Origin of the sequence: Pseudomonas agarici, assembly GCF_001543125.1 — a bacterium.
In the GTDB taxonomy this organism is placed as follows: Bacteria; Pseudomonadota; Gammaproteobacteria; order Pseudomonadales; family Pseudomonadaceae; genus Aquipseudomonas; species Aquipseudomonas agarici.
In genome coordinates, this window is record NZ_CP014135.1 from 5,143,700 (window position 1) to 5,164,294 (window position 20,595).

Annotated in this window: 13 protein-coding genes and 1 pseudogene; 8 read left to right on the top strand and 6 right to left on the bottom strand. The window is 60.3% G+C overall.

All coding sequences use genetic code 11. From position 1 onward, the window contains the following. Positions 1-78: 78 nt before the first annotated feature. From AWM79_RS22490 to yjiA, 3 genes are all read left to right on the top strand, one after another. Positions 79-2,145: a carbon starvation CstA family protein gene (locus AWM79_RS22490; protein ID WP_017132805.1), complete on the top strand. Its 2,067-nt coding sequence runs from the start codon at positions 79-81 to the stop codon at positions 2,143-2,145. A 15-nt stretch (positions 2,146-2,160) separates the two neighbouring features. After that, entirely contained in the window at positions 2,161-2,358 is a 198-nt protein-coding gene (locus tag AWM79_RS22495; protein ID WP_017132806.1) for a YbdD/YjiX family protein, read from the top strand. Between the two features lie 96 nt (positions 2,359-2,454). Beyond that, positions 2,455-3,441, top strand: a complete 987-nt coding sequence (gene yjiA / locus AWM79_RS22500) for a GTPase (RefSeq protein ID WP_167375441.1) — start codon at positions 2,455-2,457, stop codon at positions 3,439-3,441. 70 nt (positions 3,442-3,511) lie between these two features. Here yjiA and AWM79_RS22505 read toward each other — a convergent pair whose 3' ends face one another. From AWM79_RS22505 to AWM79_RS22515, 3 genes are all read right to left on the bottom strand, one after another. Next, the gene (locus AWM79_RS22505; protein WP_060783812.1) at positions 3,512-3,751 is read right to left on the bottom strand and encodes a hypothetical protein; all 240 of its coding nucleotides are present in this window, start codon (positions 3,749-3,751) and stop codon (positions 3,512-3,514) included. A gap of 227 nt (positions 3,752-3,978) precedes the next feature. Further along, positions 3,979-5,232, bottom strand: a complete 1,254-nt coding sequence (glyA, locus tag AWM79_RS22510; protein WP_017132809.1) for a serine hydroxymethyltransferase — start codon at positions 5,230-5,232, stop codon at positions 3,979-3,981. A gap of 214 nt (positions 5,233-5,446) precedes the next feature. Then, complete coding sequence (locus AWM79_RS22515) at positions 5,447-9,298, bottom strand: bifunctional diguanylate cyclase/phosphodiesterase (protein ID WP_060783813.1); 3,852 nt, start codon at positions 9,296-9,298, stop codon at positions 5,447-5,449. Between the two features lie 289 nt (positions 9,299-9,587). On the opposite strand from AWM79_RS22515, the gene ettA reads away from it, so the two are divergent. After that, positions 9,588-11,252 carry an energy-dependent translational throttle protein EttA gene (gene ettA / locus AWM79_RS22520; protein WP_060783814.1) on the top strand — a complete coding sequence of 555 codons (1,665 nt, stop codon included), beginning with the start codon at positions 9,588-9,590 and terminating at the stop codon, positions 11,250-11,252. 135 nt (positions 11,253-11,387) lie between these two features. On the opposite strand, the pseudogene AWM79_RS22525 reads toward ettA, so the two are convergent. Further along, positions 11,388-13,240, bottom strand: a pseudogene (locus AWM79_RS22525) (Lnb N-terminal periplasmic domain-containing protein). A 74-nt stretch (positions 13,241-13,314) separates the two neighbouring features. After that, entirely contained in the window at positions 13,315-13,803 is a 489-nt protein-coding gene (locus AWM79_RS22530; protein ID WP_017132813.1) for a DUF3015 domain-containing protein, read from the bottom strand. A 277-nt stretch (positions 13,804-14,080) separates the two neighbouring features. Between AWM79_RS22530 and AWM79_RS22535 the strand changes: the two genes are divergently transcribed. Together AWM79_RS22535 and AWM79_RS22540 are read left to right on the top strand one after the other, a co-directional pair. Further along, a complete protein-coding gene (locus tag AWM79_RS22535) occupies positions 14,081-16,519 on the top strand; it encodes a Lon protease family protein (protein ID WP_060783815.1) in 2,439 nt (812 codons plus the stop codon). Between the two features lie 285 nt (positions 16,520-16,804). After that, positions 16,805-17,137 (top strand): PA4575 family protein, encoded by a 333-nt coding sequence (locus AWM79_RS22540; protein ID WP_017132815.1) that lies wholly within the window; start codon positions 16,805-16,807, stop codon positions 17,135-17,137. A 4-nt stretch (positions 17,138-17,141) separates the two neighbouring features. On the opposite strand, the gene AWM79_RS22545 is transcribed toward AWM79_RS22540, so the two are convergent. Then, positions 17,142-18,968, bottom strand: a complete 1,827-nt coding sequence (locus tag AWM79_RS22545; protein ID WP_060783816.1) for a hypothetical protein — start codon at positions 18,966-18,968, stop codon at positions 17,142-17,144. 173 nt (positions 18,969-19,141) lie between these two features. Here AWM79_RS22545 and AWM79_RS22550 point away from each other — a divergent pair, with 173 nt between their 5' ends. Both AWM79_RS22550 and bamJ read left to right on the top strand, forming a co-directional pair. Further along, complete coding sequence (locus AWM79_RS22550) at positions 19,142-19,630, top strand: TIGR00645 family protein (RefSeq protein ID WP_017132817.1); 489 nt, start codon at positions 19,142-19,144, stop codon at positions 19,628-19,630. Between the two features lie 304 nt (positions 19,631-19,934). Then, positions 19,935-20,552 carry a BamJ family beta-barrel-assembly machinery protein gene (gene bamJ, locus AWM79_RS22555; RefSeq protein WP_017132818.1) on the top strand — a complete coding sequence of 206 codons (618 nt, stop codon included), beginning with the start codon at positions 19,935-19,937 and terminating at the stop codon, positions 20,550-20,552. Positions 20,553-20,595: the final 43 nt, after the last annotated feature.

Here is a 20,595-nt window from a genome sequence, read left to right on the forward strand (position 1 = left end):
TGTCGGGTATAGCCATTGGCCGCTTTGGCGTTAAACTCAGGGTGGCTGTTTTTCTGTCCATCTGGCTGGAATAAAAAAATGAAAAATAATAGTAGCCCTTTTCGCCATGTACCCTGGTTGGTGCTGGCCATCGTGGGAGCATGCGCCTTGGGCGTGGTGGCCTTGCGCCGTGGCGAGGCGATCAACGCCTTGTGGATCGTGGTCGCCGCCGTGGCAATCTATCTGGTTGCTTATCGTTATTACAGTCTGTTCATCGCCAACAATGTCATGCAGCTCGATGGCAATCGGGCGACCCCGGCGGTGCTGAATAACGATGGTCTGGACTATGTACCGACCAACAAACACATTCTGTTCGGTCACCACTTCGCGGCGATTGCCGGTGCGGGCCCGCTCGTCGGCCCGGTGCTGGCGGCGCAGATGGGCTACCTGCCCGGCACGCTCTGGTTGATTGCCGGGGTGGTGCTGGCCGGTGCGGTCCAGGACTTCATGGTGCTGTTCCTGTCGACCCGGCGCGACGGTCGCTCGCTGGGCGAGATGGTGCGTGAGGAAATGGGTCGCATTCCTGGGGTCATTGCCTTGTTCGGCTGCTTCCTGATCATGATCATCATCCTCGCGGTGCTGGCGCTGATCGTGGTCAAGGCCCTGGCCGAGAGCCCATGGGGAATCTTCACCGTCATGGCGACCCTCCCGATCGCCATGTTCATGGGCATCTACATGCGATACATCCGGCCGGGTCGTATCGGGGAAATCTCCCTCATCGGCGTGGTCCTGCTGCTTGGCTCGATCTGGTTGGGAGGTCAGATCGCGGCGGATCCGGTCTGGGCCAAGGCCTTCAGCTTCACGGGCATTCAGATCACCTGGATGTTGATCGGCTACGGCTTCGTCGCCGCAGTGCTGCCGGTGTGGCTGATCCTGGCACCACGGGATTACCTGTCGACGTTCCTCAAGATCGGTACCATCGTCGCCCTGGCGATCGGCATCCTGATCACCATGCCCGAGCTGAAAATGCCCGCGCTGACCCAGTTCACCGACGGCACCGGGCCGGTCTGGAAAGGCGGACTGTTTCCGTTCCTGTTCATCACCATTGCCTGTGGCGCGGTGTCCGGTTTTCATGCGCTGATCTCATCCGGGACCACGCCCAAGTTGCTGGATAACGAAACCAACGCCCGCTACATCGGCTACGGCGGCATGTTGATGGAGTCCTTCGTGGCAATCATGGCGATGGTCGCCGCTTCGGTGATCGAGCCGGGCGTGTACTTCGCCATGAACAGTCCGGCGGCGATTGTCGGCGGCGATGTGGTGGCCGTGGCGCAGACCGTCAGCAGTTGGGGCTTCGCGATTACTCCGGAGGCGCTCCAGGCAGTGGCCAAGGACATCGGCGAAACCACCGTCCTGGCCCGTGCCGGTGGCGCACCGACCCTGGCGGTGGGTATCGCGCAGATCCTCCACCATGTCCTGCCGGGTGAAAACACCATGGCGTTCTGGTATCACTTTGCGATCCTGTTCGAAGCGCTGTTTATCCTGACGGCCGTCGATGCGGGCACCCGTGCCGGGCGCTTCATGTTGCAGGACCTGCTCGGCTCTTTCGTGCCGTCGCTCAAACGCACCGAGTCCTGGACCGCTAACGTGATCGCTACCGGCGGCTGCGTCGCACTCTGGGGTTACCTGCTGTACCAGGGCGTGATCGATCCGTTGGGAGGCATCAACACCTTGTGGCCGCTGTTCGGTATCTCCAATCAGATGCTGGCCGGTATCGCCCTGATGCTCGGTACCGTCGTGCTGATCAAGATGAAGCGCCAGCGCTACGTCTGGGTGACTTTGCTGCCGGCGGTCTGGTTGTTGATCTGTACCACGGCTGCGGGCTTTATCAAACTGTTCGATCCGAGCCCGGCCATCGGCTTCCTGGCGCTGGCGAAGAAATACAGTGTCGCGCTGGAGGCCGGGCAGGTGATTGCCCCGGCCAAGGACATCACGCAGATGCAGCACGTAATCTTCAACGCCTACACCAACGCGACGTTGACGGCGCTGTTCTTGTTCGTGGTCTTCAGCATTCTGTTCTACGCGCTCAAGGTCGGTGTCGCGGCCTGGGGCAACAAGGCACGCACGGACAAGGAAACACCGTTCCAGGCCCTGCCTGAAGCCTGATGGAGGAATACTGCGATGTTCAATGACCTGAGCCGCCTCGGTAAATACCTCGGTCAGGCTGCGCGCCTGATGGTCGGTATGCCCGATTACGACACCTACGTCGAGCACATGCAGGGCAAGCACCCGGATAAGCCCATCATGAGCTACGAGGTATTCTTCCGGGAGCGTCAGGAAGCCCGTTATGGCGGTAAGGGTGGGCCGAAGTGTTGTTGATTCAGCGGGCGCTCTCTTGAGGGCGTATTGGGATCTTCAAGGTTGAACATCGTCACTGTGGGAGCCGGCTAGCCGGGCTCCCACTTTTTTTAGCGCATGGGAGATGTTCTTTTGTCAGTCCCTATTCCCGTCACTGTCCTCAGTGGCTTTCTCGGTGCCGGCAAGACTACGTTGCTGCGCTATCTGCTCAAGGCCGAGCACGGCCTGAAAATCGCCGTGATCGAGAACGAATTCAGCGACGCCGGTATCGACACCCAGTTGCTGGGCGTCGAGCCGGTGCAGGTAATGACCCTGGCCAATGGCTGCGTCTGTTGCACCATTCACACTGACCTGACCAAGGCCCTGTATCTGTTGCTCGAACGTCTGGACAGCGGTGAAATCGTCTTTGATCGGCTGGTGATCGAATGCACCGGGCTGGCCGATCCGGCGCCCGTGGCCCAGACCTTTTTTATCGACGAGGAACTACGTGAGCGCTATATCCTCGATGGCATCATCACGCTGGTGGACGCGGCCCACGCCGAGCACCACCTGAGCCAGACCATCGCCCAGGCGCAGATCGGTTTTGCCGACCGCCTGTTGGTGAGCAAACGCGATCTGGTAGACGAGGCAACCTTCAACGCGTTGAGCGAGCGCCTGACACGAATCAACCGGCGAGCACCGATCCGTATCGTCGAGCATGGCGCTATCGATCTGGCGCAACTGTTGGATGTGCGCGGCTTCAATCTCAATGCCGACCTGGGCGGCGGCTTGAGTTTGCGCCCGGTCGGCACGGCGTCCTCCATCGATCGCATTTCCAGCCTGGTACTGCGCACCGATCGGCCGCTGGATATCGACCGGCTCAGTGAGTTCATGAACGAGCTGTTGGAAGATCATGGCAAACAGCTATTACGCTACAAGGGCGTGTTGAATATCGCCGGGGAACCGCGCCGCCTGGTGTTCCAGGGGGTACTCAAGCTCTACGGCTTCGACTGGGACACCGAATGGGAAGAGGGTGCGGCGCGGGAAAGTGTGATCGTGTTCATTGCCGACGAATTGCCGGAGCAGAAGATCCGCGAGGGGTTTGCGCGACTGACCGGCGGTTGACGGGGTAATGAGCTGGGCGAGCTGGCTGTCAACGCCGCCTGAGCGAGCGTAGAGACATTTCTTGCGGAGCCTAGAAGCAGCGAACGGTTTCGGCCTGGAGATGTTTGCGCGCCATCTTCACCTCGGCAGCCTGCGCACTGGACGCGGAAATTCGTTCATAGACGACCTCAACGCCTTGCGGTGCCTGAGGCGACGGCGTAAGGGCAACGCAGTGGTGTTCGTTATCCGTTGTGGTGTCCGCATACACGGCAGTGCATGGCAGAGTGCACAATACGGCCAGTGCCGTGCCTCGGATAATGGCTTGGATCATGGTTGAAACCTCGTTGTGAATGAGTGCTCAGCATGTCCTGTGTACGTCGATATCCCTATTGGCGAAAGCCGCCAGGGGCAGAAAGGCGTTTCCGTCTTGGTGTGCGAAACCCGATGGGCATGTTGTAAAGACCTTGGCCGGCCATTGGTTTTTTGTGCACGCCTAAAACGCAAATGCCCCGACAAGTCGGGGCATCGGTGGCCATGTGCGCTTTCGGCGAGCGGCTATCAGGCGCCGTAGACCGGCAGCTTCTGGCAGATAGCCTTGACCTTCTCGCGAACGGCCTCGATCACCGCTTCGTTATTCAGGTCGGCCAGGATGTCGCAGATCCAGCCGGCCAGCTCGCGGCACTCGCTTTCCTTGAAGCCACGGGTGGTGACCGCCGGAGTGCCGAAGCGCAGCCCGGAGGTGACGAACGGGGAGCGTGGGTCGTTTGGCACCGAGTTCTTGTTCACGGTGATGAAGGCTTTGCCCAGCGCCGCGTCGGCGTCTTTACCGGAGATGTCCTGCTTGATCAGCGACAGCAGGAACAGGTGGTTCTTGGTGCCCCCGGAAACCACGTCGAAACCGCGTTCGATGAACACCTCGGCCATGACCTGGGCGTTCTTCACCACCTGCTCCTGGTAGGCCTTGAACTCAGGCTGCAGGGCTTCCTTGAAACAGATCGCCTTGGCGGCGATGACATGCTCCAGCGGGCCGCCCTGGGCGCCTGGGAATACTGCGGAGTTGAGTTTCTTCTCGATCTCGGCGTTGGCGCGAGCCAGGATCAGGCCACCACGTGGACCGCGCAGGGTCTTGTGGGTGGTGGTGGTGACGACATCGGCGAACGGCACCGGATTCGGGTAGACGCCAGCGGCGACCAGACCGGCCACGTGGGCCATGTCGACGAACAGATAGGCGCCGACCTTGTCAGCAATGGCGCGAAAGCGCGGGAAATCGAGGATCTGCGAGTAGGCGGAGAAACCGGCCACGATCATTTTCGGCTTGTGCTCGACCGCCAGGCGCTCGACTTCGTCGTAGTCGATCAGGCCGTTGGCGTCGATGCCGTACTGTACGGCGTTGTACAGCTTGCCGGAGGAGGAAACACTGGCGCCGTGGGTCAGGTGACCGCCGTGGGCCAGGCTCATGCCCAGGATAGTGTCGCCGCCTTGTAGCAGGGCCAGGTAGACGGCGGCGTTGGCCTGGGAGCCGGCGTGTGGCTGGACGTTGGCGTAATCGGCACCGAACAGTTCCTTGGCGCGGTCGATTGCAAGCTGCTCGACCACGTCGACGTACTCGCAGCCGCCGTAGTAACGCTTGCCCGGATAGCCTTCGGCGTACTTGTTGGTCAGAACGGAGCCCTGAGCTTGCATCACTGCTGGGCTGGTGTAGTTTTCCGAGGCGATCAGCTCGATGTGCTCTTCCTGGCGCTGAGCTTCTTGCTCCATGGCGGCAAAGAGATCGGCGTCGTACTTGGCAATAGTCAAATCACGGCTGAACATGGCGGTCCTCAAGGATCGGGGCAGAAAAGGAAGGCATTCTAACCCAATGGGTTTTGTCTGGCATATGAAAGGGCATCACGTCGCGGATAAGCGGCGTTCACGCTGCGTTTGGCTCGCAGCGAAGTCAGGGCGCGGGGTGGGCCCGCGGGGGAAAATGGCGCGGTTTTACGGCTGCTGCGGGTGCGGCGTCCTGACCGAGCCGCTCGTCACGAGGTCAGTCGAACATGAACAGCGCATCATTGCTGAACTGTGCCTCGAATCGATTGGCGGCCATTGGCCGGCCGAACAGGTAGCCCTGCACTTCATCGCAACCGTGCTCGCGCAGAAAATCCAGTTGCTCGTGGGTTTCCACGCCTTCGGCGATCACCGCCAGGTTCAGACTGTGGGCCATGGCGATGATCGCACGGGCTATTTGGGCATCCTGCTCGCCCGACGGTAAGCCGTCGACGAAGGTGCGGTCGATCTTCAACACGTCGATGGGGAACTGCTTGAGGTAGTTGAGCGACGAGTAGCCGGTGCCGAAGTCGTCCACGGCAATGCTCAGGCCGAGATTTTTCAGGCCGGCGAGGATCAGCATCGCTTCGCTGACTTCGCGCATCAGGATACTTTCGGTCAGCTCCAGCTCCAGGCAGGCCGGTGACAAACCGGTGTCCCGCAGAATGGTGGCGATCCGCGTCCCCAACTGTCCGTCGGAGAACTGCCGCGCGGAGATATTTACCGACACCTTCGGTACCCGAACCTTGTTCTGGTGCCAGGTTTTGAGCTGGCGGCAGGCCTCGGACAGCACCCAGTCACCGACATCCACCACCAGCCCAAGTTCTTCGAGCACTGGGATAAAGTCGCCCGGCGGCACCAGTCCGCGTCGTGGATGGCGCCAGCGCAGCAACGCTTCGGCGCCAGTCAGGCGCTTGCCGTCGCCGCTGAACTGTGGTTGGTAGTAAAGCACGAATTCATTCTGTTCCAGGGCGTGGCGCAGGTCGCTTTCCAATTCCAGGCGTTCCAGGGCGCTGGCGTTCATGTCGGCCTGGTAGAACTGGAAGTTGTTCTTACCGCGCTCCTTGGCGTAGTACATCGCGGTATCGGCGTTTTTCATCAGTTGGCTGAGCTCGAAGCCGTCCTGTGGGCTCAAGGCGATGCCGATACTGGCGGTGACGAAGAACTCTCGTCCTTCGAGCACAAAGGGCGTCACCAGGCTTGAGAGGATCTGCTCGGCGACGTTAATCGCCCGGTTCAAGGCCATTTCGCGAGTGGTCCGTGGTTGCAGCAGCAAGGTGAACTCGTCGCCGCCCATGCGGGCCACGGTGTCATCTTCGGTGACGCACGCCAGCAAACGCGAGGCCATTTCCTTGAGCATGCGGTCGCCGGCGGCGTGGCCCAGGGAATCGTTGATCGGCTTAAACCGGTCGAGGTCGAGGAACATCAGCACCACCCAGGACTTTTGCCGTTCAGCCTGTTGCAGTGCGGTGTGCAGGCGGTCCTGGAACAGTGTGCGGTTGGGCAAGTGAGTCAGGGCGTCGTAGTAGGCGAGGCGATGGATCCGCTGTTCGCTGGCCTTGCGCTCACTGATATCACTGAAGAAGCACACATAACTGGCGAGGTCGCCTTCGTCATCGACCACGGCGGTGATGCCCACCCAGGCCGGATAATGCTCGCCGTTGCGCCGCTTGAGCCAGACTTCACCTTCCCACGTGTTGTGCTGTTGCAGTTGCTTGAGCACATAGCGCAGGTGGGCTTGCTGTTGGTCGTCGACCGTGAGCATGTTAGGTAACTGGTCAAGGACATCGGAGACAGCATAACCGCTGACGCGGCTGAAGGCTTCGTTGGCCTGGACGATATAGCCGGCCGGGTCGGTAATCAGGATCGCCGAGGTCGAGTGCTCGAAAACCGTGGCGGCCATGCGCAGGTCTTTTTCCGCGCTACGCTGCTGGCTGATATCGCGACCGACGCCCAGAATGCCTTCGAAGGCCCCCTGTTCGTCCCAGATCAGCACCTGGCGCAGTTCAACCGGGATCTTGCGTCCATCGGCCCGCAGGCAATCGAACAGAAACAGTTGAGTCTGCACTTGGCTGCGCAGCTCTGCCAGTTGGTCGGGTTTGTCCAGAGCCTTGCTGACACGTTCCATCAACTGGTAGATACCGGTCAGTTGCAGCGGGTTGGCGATGGTCGAGTGCCAGCCGTTCTGGAGGACCCAGTCGACTTCATAACCGAGCACGGCCTGCACCGACGGGCTGACATAGTTCAGGCGCAGCTCACTGTCAGTGGAGAAAATCACATCGCTGATGCTTTCGGCGAGCATCCGGTAGCGCTGTTCGCTGTCGCGCAGGGATTCGCTGGCCTCGATCTGGTCGGTGATGTCCTTGGCCACGCCAATGATCCGTGTGACCTGATCATACTGGTCCCGGGCCAGGGCCTGCTCGCGGATCTCGAAGCGCCGCCATTTGTTATCGCGATGGCGAAAGCGCAACTGGCAGTGCAGCAGTTGACTGTACCCGCCATGGCGCTCCTGATGGCGCAGGCGGTGATAGTGTTCGGCGTCTTCGGGATGCAACAGAATCTCCCAGAAGTACTCGCCCATCTGCTGCAGTTCACTCTTGTTGTAGCCGAGCGTCTGGCCCAGATGGTGGTTGCTGAAGATCATCCGCTGGCTCATCACGTCCTGCACGTAGAGGTGATCCGGCACGGTACGCACGACATCCGACCAGAACCCCTCGCGCTCCAGCAACGAGAGTTCGATCAGCTTGCGGCTGGTGATATCGGTGATGCTGAGGATGACCGTCGGGTAGTCGCGAGGGTCTTGCGGCAGACGCAGGACCAGCCAGAGGTGCTGGTCCTGGCCGTGGGCGTCGGTGAGCTTGATCTCCAGTTCCAATTGGCTCTGGCGGTTGATCAGCGCTTCCACCAGTGGGTAGCCGATACCGCTGATCTGCATTGGGCGACCGTCGATCAGACAACTCCAGGCGGTCTCGCGAGAGTCGACACTGAGCAGGCGCAGCGCCACCCGGTTAATCTCGGTGATGCGCAATGCTTCCAGCAGCAAGCGCCGGTGTTCGGGATCCTGAACGATCCAACGCTTGAGGCTTTCACTGTCGGTCAGGCGGTGGCTTTCGAGAAACGCCGGCAACTCTGACAGGTCGAGGACGCAAAGTGCCACGCCGGTGCCTTCGAACATATCCTGGTAGCGCCGCTGTCCTTCATGTACCAGGCGCTGGCGGCGGCGCCTATTGATCAGTGCCAGCACCGGCAGCATTGACAGTCCTAGTCCCAGCAGGCACTTGCCGATCAACGCAGGGAGCAGCTCCTTGAGTACCTGGCGCTGGTCGAGCAGGCCACGCAACTGCCAGTCGCTGTTGGACAGCGGGACGATGAGTACGCTGTTGGCTTCGTCATCCGGTTGTAGCACCGAAGGCTGTGGGATGATGTCGTTATCGCGGCTGATGACGCGATGATTCCGGCGGTTCTCGATGATCCAGGTGGGTCGAAGTTTTTGCTCGGTCTGATGGGCGAGGTCCTGGAACAGCCTTGGCGACAGGCGCAATGCCCAGTAGCCGTTGGTCTCGCCGCTGGCCTGGTGCAGCAGCAGGTACACCCGCGCGCCGTCGTTGTCATTGCTGAAGTAATAGACCTGGGAGCGGGTGCCGCGCCGGACCAGCTCGGCGAGGTAGCCGGTATCCTGGCTGTCGACGGCGCTGTCGCCGATGAGGCTGCCCTTGGCGTCGAGCCGCGCAATACTCTGGATATCCGGCAGGGACAGGCGCAGTTTGCCCAGTAGTTGCTGTTGCTGCTCGCGAGTCTTGGGCGGCTCGAAGATCGGCAACAGGTTGGCCGCAATCTGCGCATTGAGCTTCATCTTCATACTGAAGTGATCGGCCTGCTCAGCGCTATAGTCGATGCTGTACTGGCGCTGCATCTGGCGGGTTTGCTGGAATTGATCGATCAGTTGCCAGAACAGCAGGGCGAGCAGGAACAGCACCGGTATCGCCAGTATGCCTTTGATTGTGCCGAGTAAGGGCGTACCGACCACATGATGGGGTGCGCACACGGGCGATGGCGGGTTGGCGTTGGTCAAACTGTGATCCTGCGGTTGGGCTGGATTGGCGCGACATGCACTATAAGCCGGACGCCCGAAGGGCGCCTAGCATGCCTTGACTTGTGGCAAAGTGCCAGTGCTGTTCGGCCGAGCGGTTTGCCCTGTTTCACGCATTCAGGTAGCTTTGCTGGTTACGCGGGAGGTTTGCGCTCCTCATTGAGGCTGGGATTGGCGTCGCGTTGGCCAGGCATGACGCATGCCGCACGATCCCGCCTTGTCCGAGCTAGGCTCGCGCCCTTATTCAACAGTCACTGACGCTAGGTTCTCCATGGCTCAATACGTCTTCACCATGCATCGGCTGAGCAAAGTTGTTCCGCCGAAGCGGGAAATCCTGAAAAATATCTCCTTGTCTTTTTTCCCAGGCGCCAAGATCGGCGTGCTTGGCCTGAATGGTTCGGGTAAATCCACTCTGTTGAAAATCATGGCCGGCGTCGATACCGAGTTCGACGGGGAAGCGCGACCGATGCCGGAGCTGAATGTCGGCTACTTGCCGCAGGAACCGCAGCTGGATCCGAGCAAGACTGTGCGTGAAGTGGTCGAGGAAGCGGTCAGCGTGATCAAGGACGCCCAGGCGCGCCTGGACGAAGTCTATGCCGCCTACGCCGATCCGGATGCCGACTTCGACAAGCTGGCCGCCGAACAGGCCAAGCTTGAGGCGATCCTGCAGGCCAGCGACGGTCACAACCTGGAACGCCAACTGGAAGTCGCCGCCGATGCGCTGCGCCTGCCGGCCTGGGATGCCAGGGTCGAACACCTTTCGGGTGGTGAAAAACGCCGCGTGGCGCTGTGCCGCCTGCTGCTGTCGGCTCCTGACATGCTGCTGCTCGACGAACCGACCAACCACCTGGATGCTGATTCCGTGGCCTGGCTGGAGCACTTCCTGCACGACTTCCCAGGCACCGTGGTCGCCATCACCCACGACCGTTACTTCCTCGACAACGTCGCTGGCTGGATCCTCGAGCTCGACCGTGGCGCGGGTATTCCCTACGAAGGCAACTATTCGGGCTGGCTGCAGGCCAAGTCCGATCGTCTGGCCCAGGAGTCCAAGCAGCAGTCGGCCCATGAAAAGGCCATGAAGGAAGAGCTGGAGTGGGTACGCAAAGGCGCCAAGGCTCGCCAGTCGAAATCCAAGGCCCGTCTGCAACGCTTCGAAGAGATGCAATCGCAGGAATTCCAGAAGCGCAGCGAGACCAACGAGATCTACATCCCGGCCGGTCCGCGCCTGGGCGACAAGGTCATCGAATTCAAGAACGTCAGCAAAGGTTATGGCGACCGCGTGTTGATCGACAACTTGTCGTTCAGCATGCCCAAGGGCGCGATTGTCGGCGTGATCGGTGGTAACGGTGCCGGTAAGTCCACACTGTTCCGCATGCTAATGGGCAAGGAAACCCCGGACTCGGGCAGTATCGAGATCGGCGAGACCGTGCAGCTGGCCTGCGTGGACCAGAGCCGTGACGACCTCGACGGCAGCAAGACGGTGTTCCAGCAGATTTCCGACGGTTCCGACCAGATCCGCATCGGCAACTACGAGATTCCGTCGCGCACCTATGTCGGGCGTTTCAACTTCAAGGGCGGCGACCAGCAGAAGTTCGTCAAGGACCTGTCCGGTGGTGAACGTGGCCGCCTGCACCTGGCCCTGACGCTGAAAGAAGGCGGCAACGTTCTGCTGCTCGACGAACCCTCCAACGACCTCGATGTTGAAACCCTGCGTTCCCTGGAGGAGGCACTGCTGGACTTCCCGGGTGCGGCCATCGTGATCTCCCACGATCGGTGGTTCCTGGACCGTGTGGCGACGCACATCCTGGCCTACGAAGACGACTCGCAAGCAGTGTTCTTCGAAGGTAACTACAGCGAATACGAAGCGGATCGTAAGAAACGTCTCGGCGACGCGGCGGCCCAGCCGCATCGGGTACGACACAAGAAACTGGCCTGATCGGGTCGAGGTTGAAAAGCGCAGCCCTTCGGGGCTCATGCCTGTCAGCTAAGAACGATCTGCAGTCTGACCGACAGCCCGCTCGCCGGTGCGTGCGGGCGGTGTGAATAGCGCCCACCTGCCTTCAGGCCCGGCTCAATAGTGATACCACTTCACTTCCAGCTTCACCTCGTTCTCTGGCGTCGCCAGTTTGCTGAACTCGCGCTCGGCACTCAGGCGCAGGCCGAGGTTGCGCGACAGTTGCCATTGTTGGTTCAGGCTCAGGCTGCGCCGCACCTCGCCATTGGTGAAGTAGTCGCCCTTGGCCTCCAGGCTCAGGTTGCCCAGCGGGTTTTTCCACAACAGGCCGGTATTGAACCCGCTGGCCGGCGAGACGAACGCGGCGAAATCGGCGTTGTGTTCGACGCGCACGGTGCCGAGGGCAAAGCCGAGCAATTGGTCGCTCAACTGCCAGGTGCCACCGGCTCCGCCATTGACATGGCTGACCAGGGTCTGGTCGTCGTGTTTGCCGGGCACCCGTTCCAGGCCACCGGTCACTTGCCAGGACCAGGGTTGCAGCAGCGTGTTGCGCGGTGTCAGCGAGCGAATGGTCGCCAGGTCCAGTTGCTGCAACTGCCAGTGATTGCCTTCGTACTGGCGTAGTTTCATCTGCAGGATTTCGATCTGAGCGCCGAGCGGGAAGCCCTCGGCGTTGTCGTTCAAGTCGTGGTAGGCCATGCGCAGGCCGTACTCGGCGAAGGCCTTGTCGCCGCGAGAGCCGATTGCGGCCTGCCAGGTGCGCGACTCATGGCCGTTTTCCGGCAATCCTGGCGGTGTGATCCGCAGTTCTGGCGCGGAATTTTGGTTGATCGCCCGGAGTAGTTCGAAGCTGCGTTGCGAGCGCACCGGATCGCGCTCCAGGCCGTTGGCCCGGTAGCGTTCGAGGCGATAGGCGGCGTCGACGATCAGCGCCTGGCGAGCCCTGGGCTGGGCCTTGAAAAGTGGGTCCTGGAGGACTTTCTGATCCGCGCTGGCTTTGAGTACCCACTGCTGCTCATCGGCACTCAGCGGTTTGGCCCGTTCCAGCAATTCACGCTCGCGGGAGGGACGATAGTCGATCTTTTCCACCAGGCCGGCGGCCTTGACTGCCTTCACCGTGTCGGTGGGGATGGCCGTCAGCGGGAACTGCCCGGTCAGGCGCAGGCTCGGTCGGGCGACTTGCAACAACTCCAGGAGGCGATAGGAGCAGTTTTCGTCGAAGAAGAAGTAATCGAACTGGATCTGCTTCAGCTCCCAGACGTGCTCGACCATGCGTTGGGTTTCTGCCGGCGTCAGGTTCAATCGGTACTCCCAGAGATCGCGGTTTTCCAGGCTGCGGTACTCGGCGAGTTTTTCCTGGTAGGGCACCAGGGCGAACAGTCCCGGATAGCCACCCATCAGGCCTTTCCAGGCATACAGGATGCTGTTGTCCGAGCCTTCGATATAGGCCCGAAGTTGATCGCATAACTGAGCAGCGCGGTCTGGTCGCGCTGGACATCTTCCTGGTCGATACGCAGCAGGGTATGGCCGAACATCGACGAGGGGCTGTTCAGGTAGGCCGCCGGAAAGATCATCACCGTACTGTGGGGCGAGACGTCCTTGAACCATTGGTTGAAGTCGGAGCAGTCCACAGCCGGTAGATCGCTCAGTTGCAGTTGCGCTTTGAGCCAGCGGCTGCGCGCTGGATAGACGCATTGGGCGTGTTGGTTACCGGCGCTGGCCGGGGCGTATAACGCCGCGACGGTGGCCTTCAGTTCCGCGTCCGGGTGATGGGCACCGTCGGCGGCGAGGAAGAATGTCTTATCGCTCACATAGCTGCGCCAGCCACCCAGCTTGGCACTTTCGTAATGGCCCAGGGAGATCCAGAAGGGGTCGTTGGCCAGTTGTTGCAAACGTTGATCATCGAGGTGCGTGGCGGCTTGGAGCGGGGCGCAGACACTGAGCGCCAGGTAGGCAAGGCGTTTGAGCATGATGGGCAACTGTTGTCAGACGAACGAGGGTCGGGCAGGGAGTGCCCGCTCCAGGAGGAGCGGGCGGGGTGCGGTTAAGCCTGAGGCGCGTATTTGGCCAGGCGCGGATCGCTCTTGAGTACGGCCAGGGTATTGGTATGCACGTCGTCGGCGGTCACGTCAGCCTGGCTGAAGATCTGCTGGAAGTGCTCGTGGGTCACGGCCGCGAAATGGGCGCGGTCTTGCGGCGCCACACCCAGGACCACGGCATAGGTGGTCAGTGCCTCGCCCTGACCCTTGGCCATGTCTTCGGACAGCTCGTTCATCATGCCATTCATGGCAATCCAGGATTTGCCGCCGTAGGTCAGGGCGTCTTTGGTGGTACAGCCGTTGGTGCCGGACGTCATCCCGAAGGTGGCGTTACCTGAAGTGCCGTTGGTGGTGGAGGCCAGGAAGTGTGCCGGGGTGCCACGTTGACCTTTGAACAGCATGTTGCCCCAACCGCAATCCGGGCCGCCTGGCGCCTGGGCCATGGCCTGGAAGGAGACAACGGTGAAGAGAGTACCGAGAAGAATCCGTTTCATAGCTTTATTCTCTTTATGTGCATACCAATGGACAAGGGTGTCCGGCCTGTGAGAGCGCCGGTGGGCCGGTTATCAGTCCAGCCGTGCACATTGGAGTTTAGGCACGATCCGAGGGTTCCGTGTTTTTTCCCCGGGTGAATAAGATAGACATCGTGTTGCAGCCCTGTTTCCAGGGCTTTTGTCCCGTTGTGCGGAATCACCTGTCGCTTGCCTTGCCAGTCGGGTACGGCCAGCGCCAGAATGCCGTTATCTGCCCCGCCTGATGTAAGGAAGCCCGATGCCTGATTCTGTTGCTGCCAGCCTGCGTCTAGCGCCCGAAGCGCTGACTCGCCCTTTCTCCGCTGAACAGTTCAGCTTCTCTACCACCAATGATCTGGAGCCCTTTCGCGGTGTGCTTGGCCAGGAACGCGCGGTCGAAGCGTTGCAGTTTGGGGTGGCGATGCCACGCCCCGGTTACAACGTGTTTGTCATGGGAGAGCCTGGTACCGGGCGTTTTTCCTTCGTCAAACGCTACCTGAAGGCGGAAGGCAAACGCCTGCAGACCCCCTCGGATTGGGTCTACGTCAATAATTTCGATGAGCCGCGCGAGCCACGGGCGCTGGAGTTGCCCGCAGGCGAGGCCGGCGCGTTCATCAGCGATATCAACGGTCTGATCGACAATCTGCTGGCGACGTTTCCGGCAGTGTTCGAGCATCCGTCCTACCAGCAGAAGAAAAGTGCCATCGACCGTGCGTTCAACCAGCGTTATGACCGTGCCCTGGATGTGATCGAACGCCTGGCGCTGGAAAAGGAAGTCGCCCTGTATCGCGACAGCAGCAATATCGCCTTTACCCCGATGAGTGACGGCAAAGCCCTCGACGAGGCGGAGTTCGCCCAATTGCCGGAGGCCGAGCGCGAGCGTTTCCATACCGATATCGCCGACCTCGAAGAGCGTCTCAACGAAGAGCTCGCGAGCCTGCCGCAATGGAAGCGCGAATCGAGCAATCAGTTACGCCAGTTGAACGAAGAAACCATTACCCTGGCCTTACAGCCTTTGCTCGCGCCGCTGTCGGAGAAATATGCCGAGAACGCGGCAGTCTGCGGTTACCTGCAAGCGATGCAGGTCAACCTGCTCAAGACCGTGGTCGAGCAATTGGTGGACGACAGCAAGACCGACGCCGTGGCCCGCAAGGTGCTGGAAGAGCAGTACGCGCCGAGCCTGGTGGTCGGCCATCCGGCCAGCGGCGGTGCGCCGGTGGTGTTCGAGCCGCACCCGACCTACGATAATCTGTTCGGTCGTATCGAATACAGCACCGATCAGGGGGCGCTGTACACCACCTACCGGCAATTGCGTCCGGGTGCGCTGCATCGCGCCAACGGTGGTTTCCTGATCCTCGAAGCGGAGAAGATGCTTAGCGAGCCGTTCGTCTGGGATGCACTCAAGCGCGCCTTACAGTCGCGCAAGTTGAAGATGGAGTCGCCGCTGGGCGAGTTGGGGCGTCTGGCGACCGTGACCCTGACGCCGCAGATGATGCCATTGCAGGTCAAGGTCATCATCATCGGCGCGCGACAGTTGTACTACACCCTGCAGGACCTGGATCCGGACTTCCAGGAAATGTTCAGGGTGCTGGTGGACTTCGACGAAGACATCCCGATGGTCGATGAAAGCCTGGAGCAGTTCGCCCAGTTGCTCAAGACCCGTACCTCGGAGGAAGGCATGGCCCCCTTGACCGCCGATGCGGTAGCCCGGCTGGCGACCTACAGTGCGCGCCTGGCCGAGCATCAGGGGCGTCTGTCGGCGCGGATCGGCGATCTGTTCCAACTGGTCAGCGAAGCGGATTTCATCCGTCACCTGGCCGGCGACGAGCGGACCGATGCCGGTCATATCGAACGGGCGCTCAAGGCCAAGGCCACGCGTACCGGCCGGGTTTCGGCGCGGATCCTCGACGATATGCTGGCGGGGATCATCCTGATCGATACTGCCGGTGCTGCGGTCGGTAAGTGCAACGGCTTGACGGTGCTGGAAGTCGGCGATTCGGCGTTTGGCGTACCGGCGCGGATTTCCGCCACGGTGTATCCGGGTGGCAGCGGGATCGTCGACATCGAGCGCGAAGTCAATCTGGGGCAGCCGATTCACTCCAAGGGCGTGATGATCCTCACTGGCTACTTGGGCAGCCGTTATGCCCAGGAGTTTCCCCTGGCGATCTGCGCGAGTATCGCCCTGGAGCAGTCCTACGGTTATGTTGACGGCGACAGCGCCTCTCTCGGTGAGGCCTGCACGCTGATTTCGGCCTTGTCGAAAACTCCGCTCAAACAATGCTTCGCCATTACCGGCTCGATCAACCAGTTCGGGGAAGTGCAGGCGGTCGGCGGGGTCAACGAGAAGATCGAGGGCTTCTTCCGGCTCTGTGAAGCCCGTGGCCTGACCGGCGAGCAGGGGGCGATCATCCCGCAGGCCAACGTCGCCACGCTGATGCTTGATGAGAAGGTTCTGCACGCCGTGCGCGCCGGACAATTCCATGTGTATGCGGTACGTCAGGCCGACGAGGCGCTGGGCCTACTGGTGGGCGAGCCCGCCGGCGAGCCGGATGCCGACGGCCAGTTCCCGCAGGGCAGTGTCAATGCAAGGGTAGTGGAGCGTCTGCGGGTGATCGCCGAAATGATCGGCGAAGACGACCTTAGGGAAGGCGACAAGGAGGCCGCCGAGCAGGCGCTGGCGCAGGTCAAAGCGTCCTGACGGCTAACGGCCTGCATAGACTGTGAGAGTAGGCTCTTTCGTGGGGTAGGCTGGCCGACGAAAGAGCCCTTAAAGCCGCCAAAAAAGCTTTGCTGGCAAGCCAGCTCCCGCACGCTGCGCCTGAAGTTGTTTTCCATGATCAGAACTTTTGCGTCCGTTGGTCCTCCAACACTCTGTGTGCGGTGGATTTATTCTATTCTCTGGGCAGGGACATCCACTGTAGTCACTGGAACGATACAGCTTCCCGCAGGAGGCTGAAGACAGGACTTACCGAGGGTCGCCGCCATGTCGCGCAGCCTTTGTCTTACCCGCCAATGCCTGGGTCTGGTCACCCGTATCGAATGCGTTATCCGCCCGCTCGCCGGTGATAATGGTATGTGGACTCTCTTGTTCGCCGCTGGAATGGCCGGTGAGCAACCTTCCGCGATCAAGTCCCAGGGGCCTTTCCATGGCCCCTTCGTCGCTGAATCGATCCTCGACTCGATTGTCGAAAGTCTGACTCTGCACGGCTACCAGTTGGCCGAGGAACCGCAGATTTGGCGCCTGCATCTGCAGGCCCAGCTACGGCAGATCAACGGCAAGCGCGGTCGACATCCCGGCGGCTGCGAACTGCACTGAGGCACTACTCGGCAGGTTCGTTGCTGCGCGCCTTGTCGAGCTTGACTTCGAAACCGTACTCGATGGTCTTCAGGTTCGTGCGCTGGTAGCTTTCCAGATGTGTCGGTTGGCCGTAGAAGTAGTGCACTTCATACAGCGGCGGCGAGTCGGCTTTCTCATTGTGGCGGGTGGCGAGTATTTCCTTCAGGTAGTTGCCGCTGTCGTCCTTGGCATAAAAGCGCCAGGATTCGACCGGGAACAGCTTCTGCTCGACCACCAGCGCGTTGCCCTTGAGTTCCAGGCCTTTGGGAAGCTGGCGAGCGTCCAGGGTGTTTTTCTGGACCTCGGCGAGAAACAGCGGTATCGAACCGACAGCATAGGCCGGCGTTTCCGGGAATAGGTTGAGGTCGTAGGTGATGGTGCTTTCCAGTGGATTGACCTCGAACGCTTCCCTGGACAGTTCCAGCGGTTTACCGCGTTTTCCCTGTTCGTCTTCGGCAAAGAACGTTACGGGGCTGTCGCCAGGACTGAAAGAGGTACCGAGCAGCTCGTCGTTGAAGGTCTTCGGATGGTAGAACTCAATGCGCGCGGCACTGGCGTCGTCCACTGACTGGCTGATGCTGATGCTTTTTTTCAGGTGTTCGGCGTCGAGGTTGGCGCCCTTGAGGTAGTGGGTCGCCTGGTCGTCGTACACCACTACTGGCATCGGCAGTGGGCGAATTTCCTGGCGGGTGGTGTTGTCGAACTGGCGTATCGGAAGGTCTAACTCCTTGCGGTTGACGGTGGCGCCGGAGAAATCCAGCACGCTGATTTCCAGCGTGTCAACGATGCCATTGAAGTACACACGGATGTAATGGCTGCTCTGCTTGGCCTCGAAGTCTTTTCGCTGATTGTCGAGTTTCTGCTCGAATGCGTCGCTCCAACTTTTCTGCTTGAGCATTTCATCCAACTGCTGCTGGTAGAACGCGATCTGCGCGGCGTTTTCATTGATGGCCCCCGAGCGCGCCAGGAACTGTCCGGTGCTGTCCTTGGCCTGGACGATCAGTGAGTTCAGCGGGGTATCGCCGACCGGCGCGGCTTGCGACGCGCTATTGCGTAGTTCGATCTCAGCATTGTTCCGGTCAAGGGAGACCAGGGTCAGATTGATGTTTTCATTGTTCTGTTGCTTGCCGATGTCTTGGCGGGTCAGGTTGAAGGTAAAGACCTTGCGAGGCGCAATCACTTCGATCTTGCCGTGCAGGGTCAATGGCTGGGGTTGGTTGCGATTTTCGACTTCTACCCCATCGATGTAAGGGTAGGTCACCGTCAGCTCGTCCGGATTGGTCACGTTGGCGCTGGACGGGCTCAACTGAATGCCGGGATCGGTTTCCGACCATTCTGGTTGGAAGGGAACGACCTGCTTGTTACTTAAGGTTACCGACTGCCATTCCAACGCATGGGGGAAGGGGAACCCCGCGGGATAGTTGAAACTGAACGGGAAGATCGGCTGCAGGTCAGTCAGGTAGTCGGAGCTGGAGTCCTTGCGCAGCACGAACAACCCGTTGATATAGGTGTCGGCCAAGGCCTGCGGAGTGGGATAGTGCTTAAGCAGCGCCAGGGCATCGTCGCTGTACTGGGTCTCGATCGGCTTGTTCTGCAGGCGCGCTCGGGCGCGTTCGAGCAGCAGCAATGAGCCGCCGAGGTCTGCGACGGCGTCCTTGAGCTTGGGGTCTTGGATTGCGTCGAGGGTTTTTTCGAATTGTGCGGTTTTTTCCTCGAGACTGATCTGTTGCTGTTTATCGTTGGGGGAGCAGCCGCTTATCAGCAGAGCTACCGATAGTCCGAGGCAACCCAGGGGGCGTCGCAAATCCATTGTTGAATTTTCCTGTCCACAGTGCATGCGCGAGGTCGTTGATGTCGACACTAGCAGAAAATCGCCGTTGTAGAGCGCTCACTCTGTTGAACGAGGCAGTTGCCGCGTGCTTTTTTCCCTCGAGTTTCACGGCTGGTATACTCGTCGCCATTTTCAGGCGATATGTGAGATTCATGGAACGGTTTATCGAAAATGCAATGTATGCCTCGCGCTGGCTCCTGGCGCCGATCTACTTCGGGTTGTCCTTAGGATTGCTGGCATTGGCGCTGAAATTTTTCCAGGAGGTGCTTCACGTCATCCCCAACGTGTTCGCCATGGCCGAGGCCGACTTGATCCTGGTGCTGCTGTCGCTGATCGACATGGCGTTGGTGGGCGGGTTGCTGGTGATGGTGATGATCTCCGGCTACGAGAACTTCGTTTCCCAACTGGATATCGACGAAGACAAGGAGAAGCTCAGTTGGCTGGGCAAGATGGATTCCACTTCGTTGAAAATGAAGGTGGCGGCTTCCATCGTGGCAATTTCCTCGATTCATCTGCTGCGGGTATTCATGGACGCCAAGAACATCGATCCGGTGCACTTGCAGTGGTATGTGATCATCCATATGACCTTTGTGGTCTCGGCCTTTGCGATGGGTTACCTGGACAAGTTGACCAAGTACTGATCAGCGCGCTTTGTAGTCTCTCGTGCCGCCCGTGTGTTGTGAAACGCATGGGCGGTATCGTTTTCGCCTTGTGCTGATGCCAACGCTGCCGTTTCAGTGGGTCCGGTACACGACGAAATGTGTGGAGTGCCTGCCGGTGTCGAGGGGCGCATGCGGGTGCCATCGCCTTCTGCCATTTTGGTTGGCGAGGCTGCTAACGCTGGACGCTTCTGTGCTAGTCTGCTTGCCCTTTTTGGTTCCGGGCGCGAGGGAAATGCCATGTTTCAGGGTGTTTTCCAAAGCAGACCCATAGCGGAGCAGTGAAATGTCCGAAGTAAATCTGTCCACCGACGAAACCCGCGTCAGCTACGGTATTGGCCGTCAGTTGGGCGACCAACTGCGTGACAACCCGCCACCGGGCGTGAGTCTCGATGCAATCCTGGCCGGCCTGACTGACGCATTCGGTGGTAAGCCTAGCCGTGTGGGCCAGGATGAACTGTCCGCCAGCTTCAAGGTTATCCGTGAAGTCATGCAGGCCGAGGCCGCCACCAAGGCTGAAGCCGCGGCTGCGACCGGCTTGGCATTCCTGGCTGAAAACGCCAAGCGTGAGGGCATCACTACCCTGGCATCGGGCTTGCAGTTCGAGGTGCTGACCCAAGGCGAAGGCGCCAAGCCATCCCGTGAAGACACGGTTCGCACGCACTACCACGGCACTCTGATCGACGGCACCGTGTTCGACAGTTCCTACGAGCGTAGCCAGCCGGCCGAGTTCCCGGTAGGCGGCGTGATTGCCGGTTGGACCGAAGCCCTGCAACTGATGAATACCGGCAGCAAATGGCGCCTGTATGTGCCGAGTGAATTGGCCTACGGCGCTCAAGGCGTTGGCAGCATTCCGCCGCACAGCGTTCTGGTGTTCGACGTCGAGTTGCTCGACGTTCTGTAACAAGTTACGGCCCTGTAGGAGCAGGTGCTCCGGCATTGCGGCT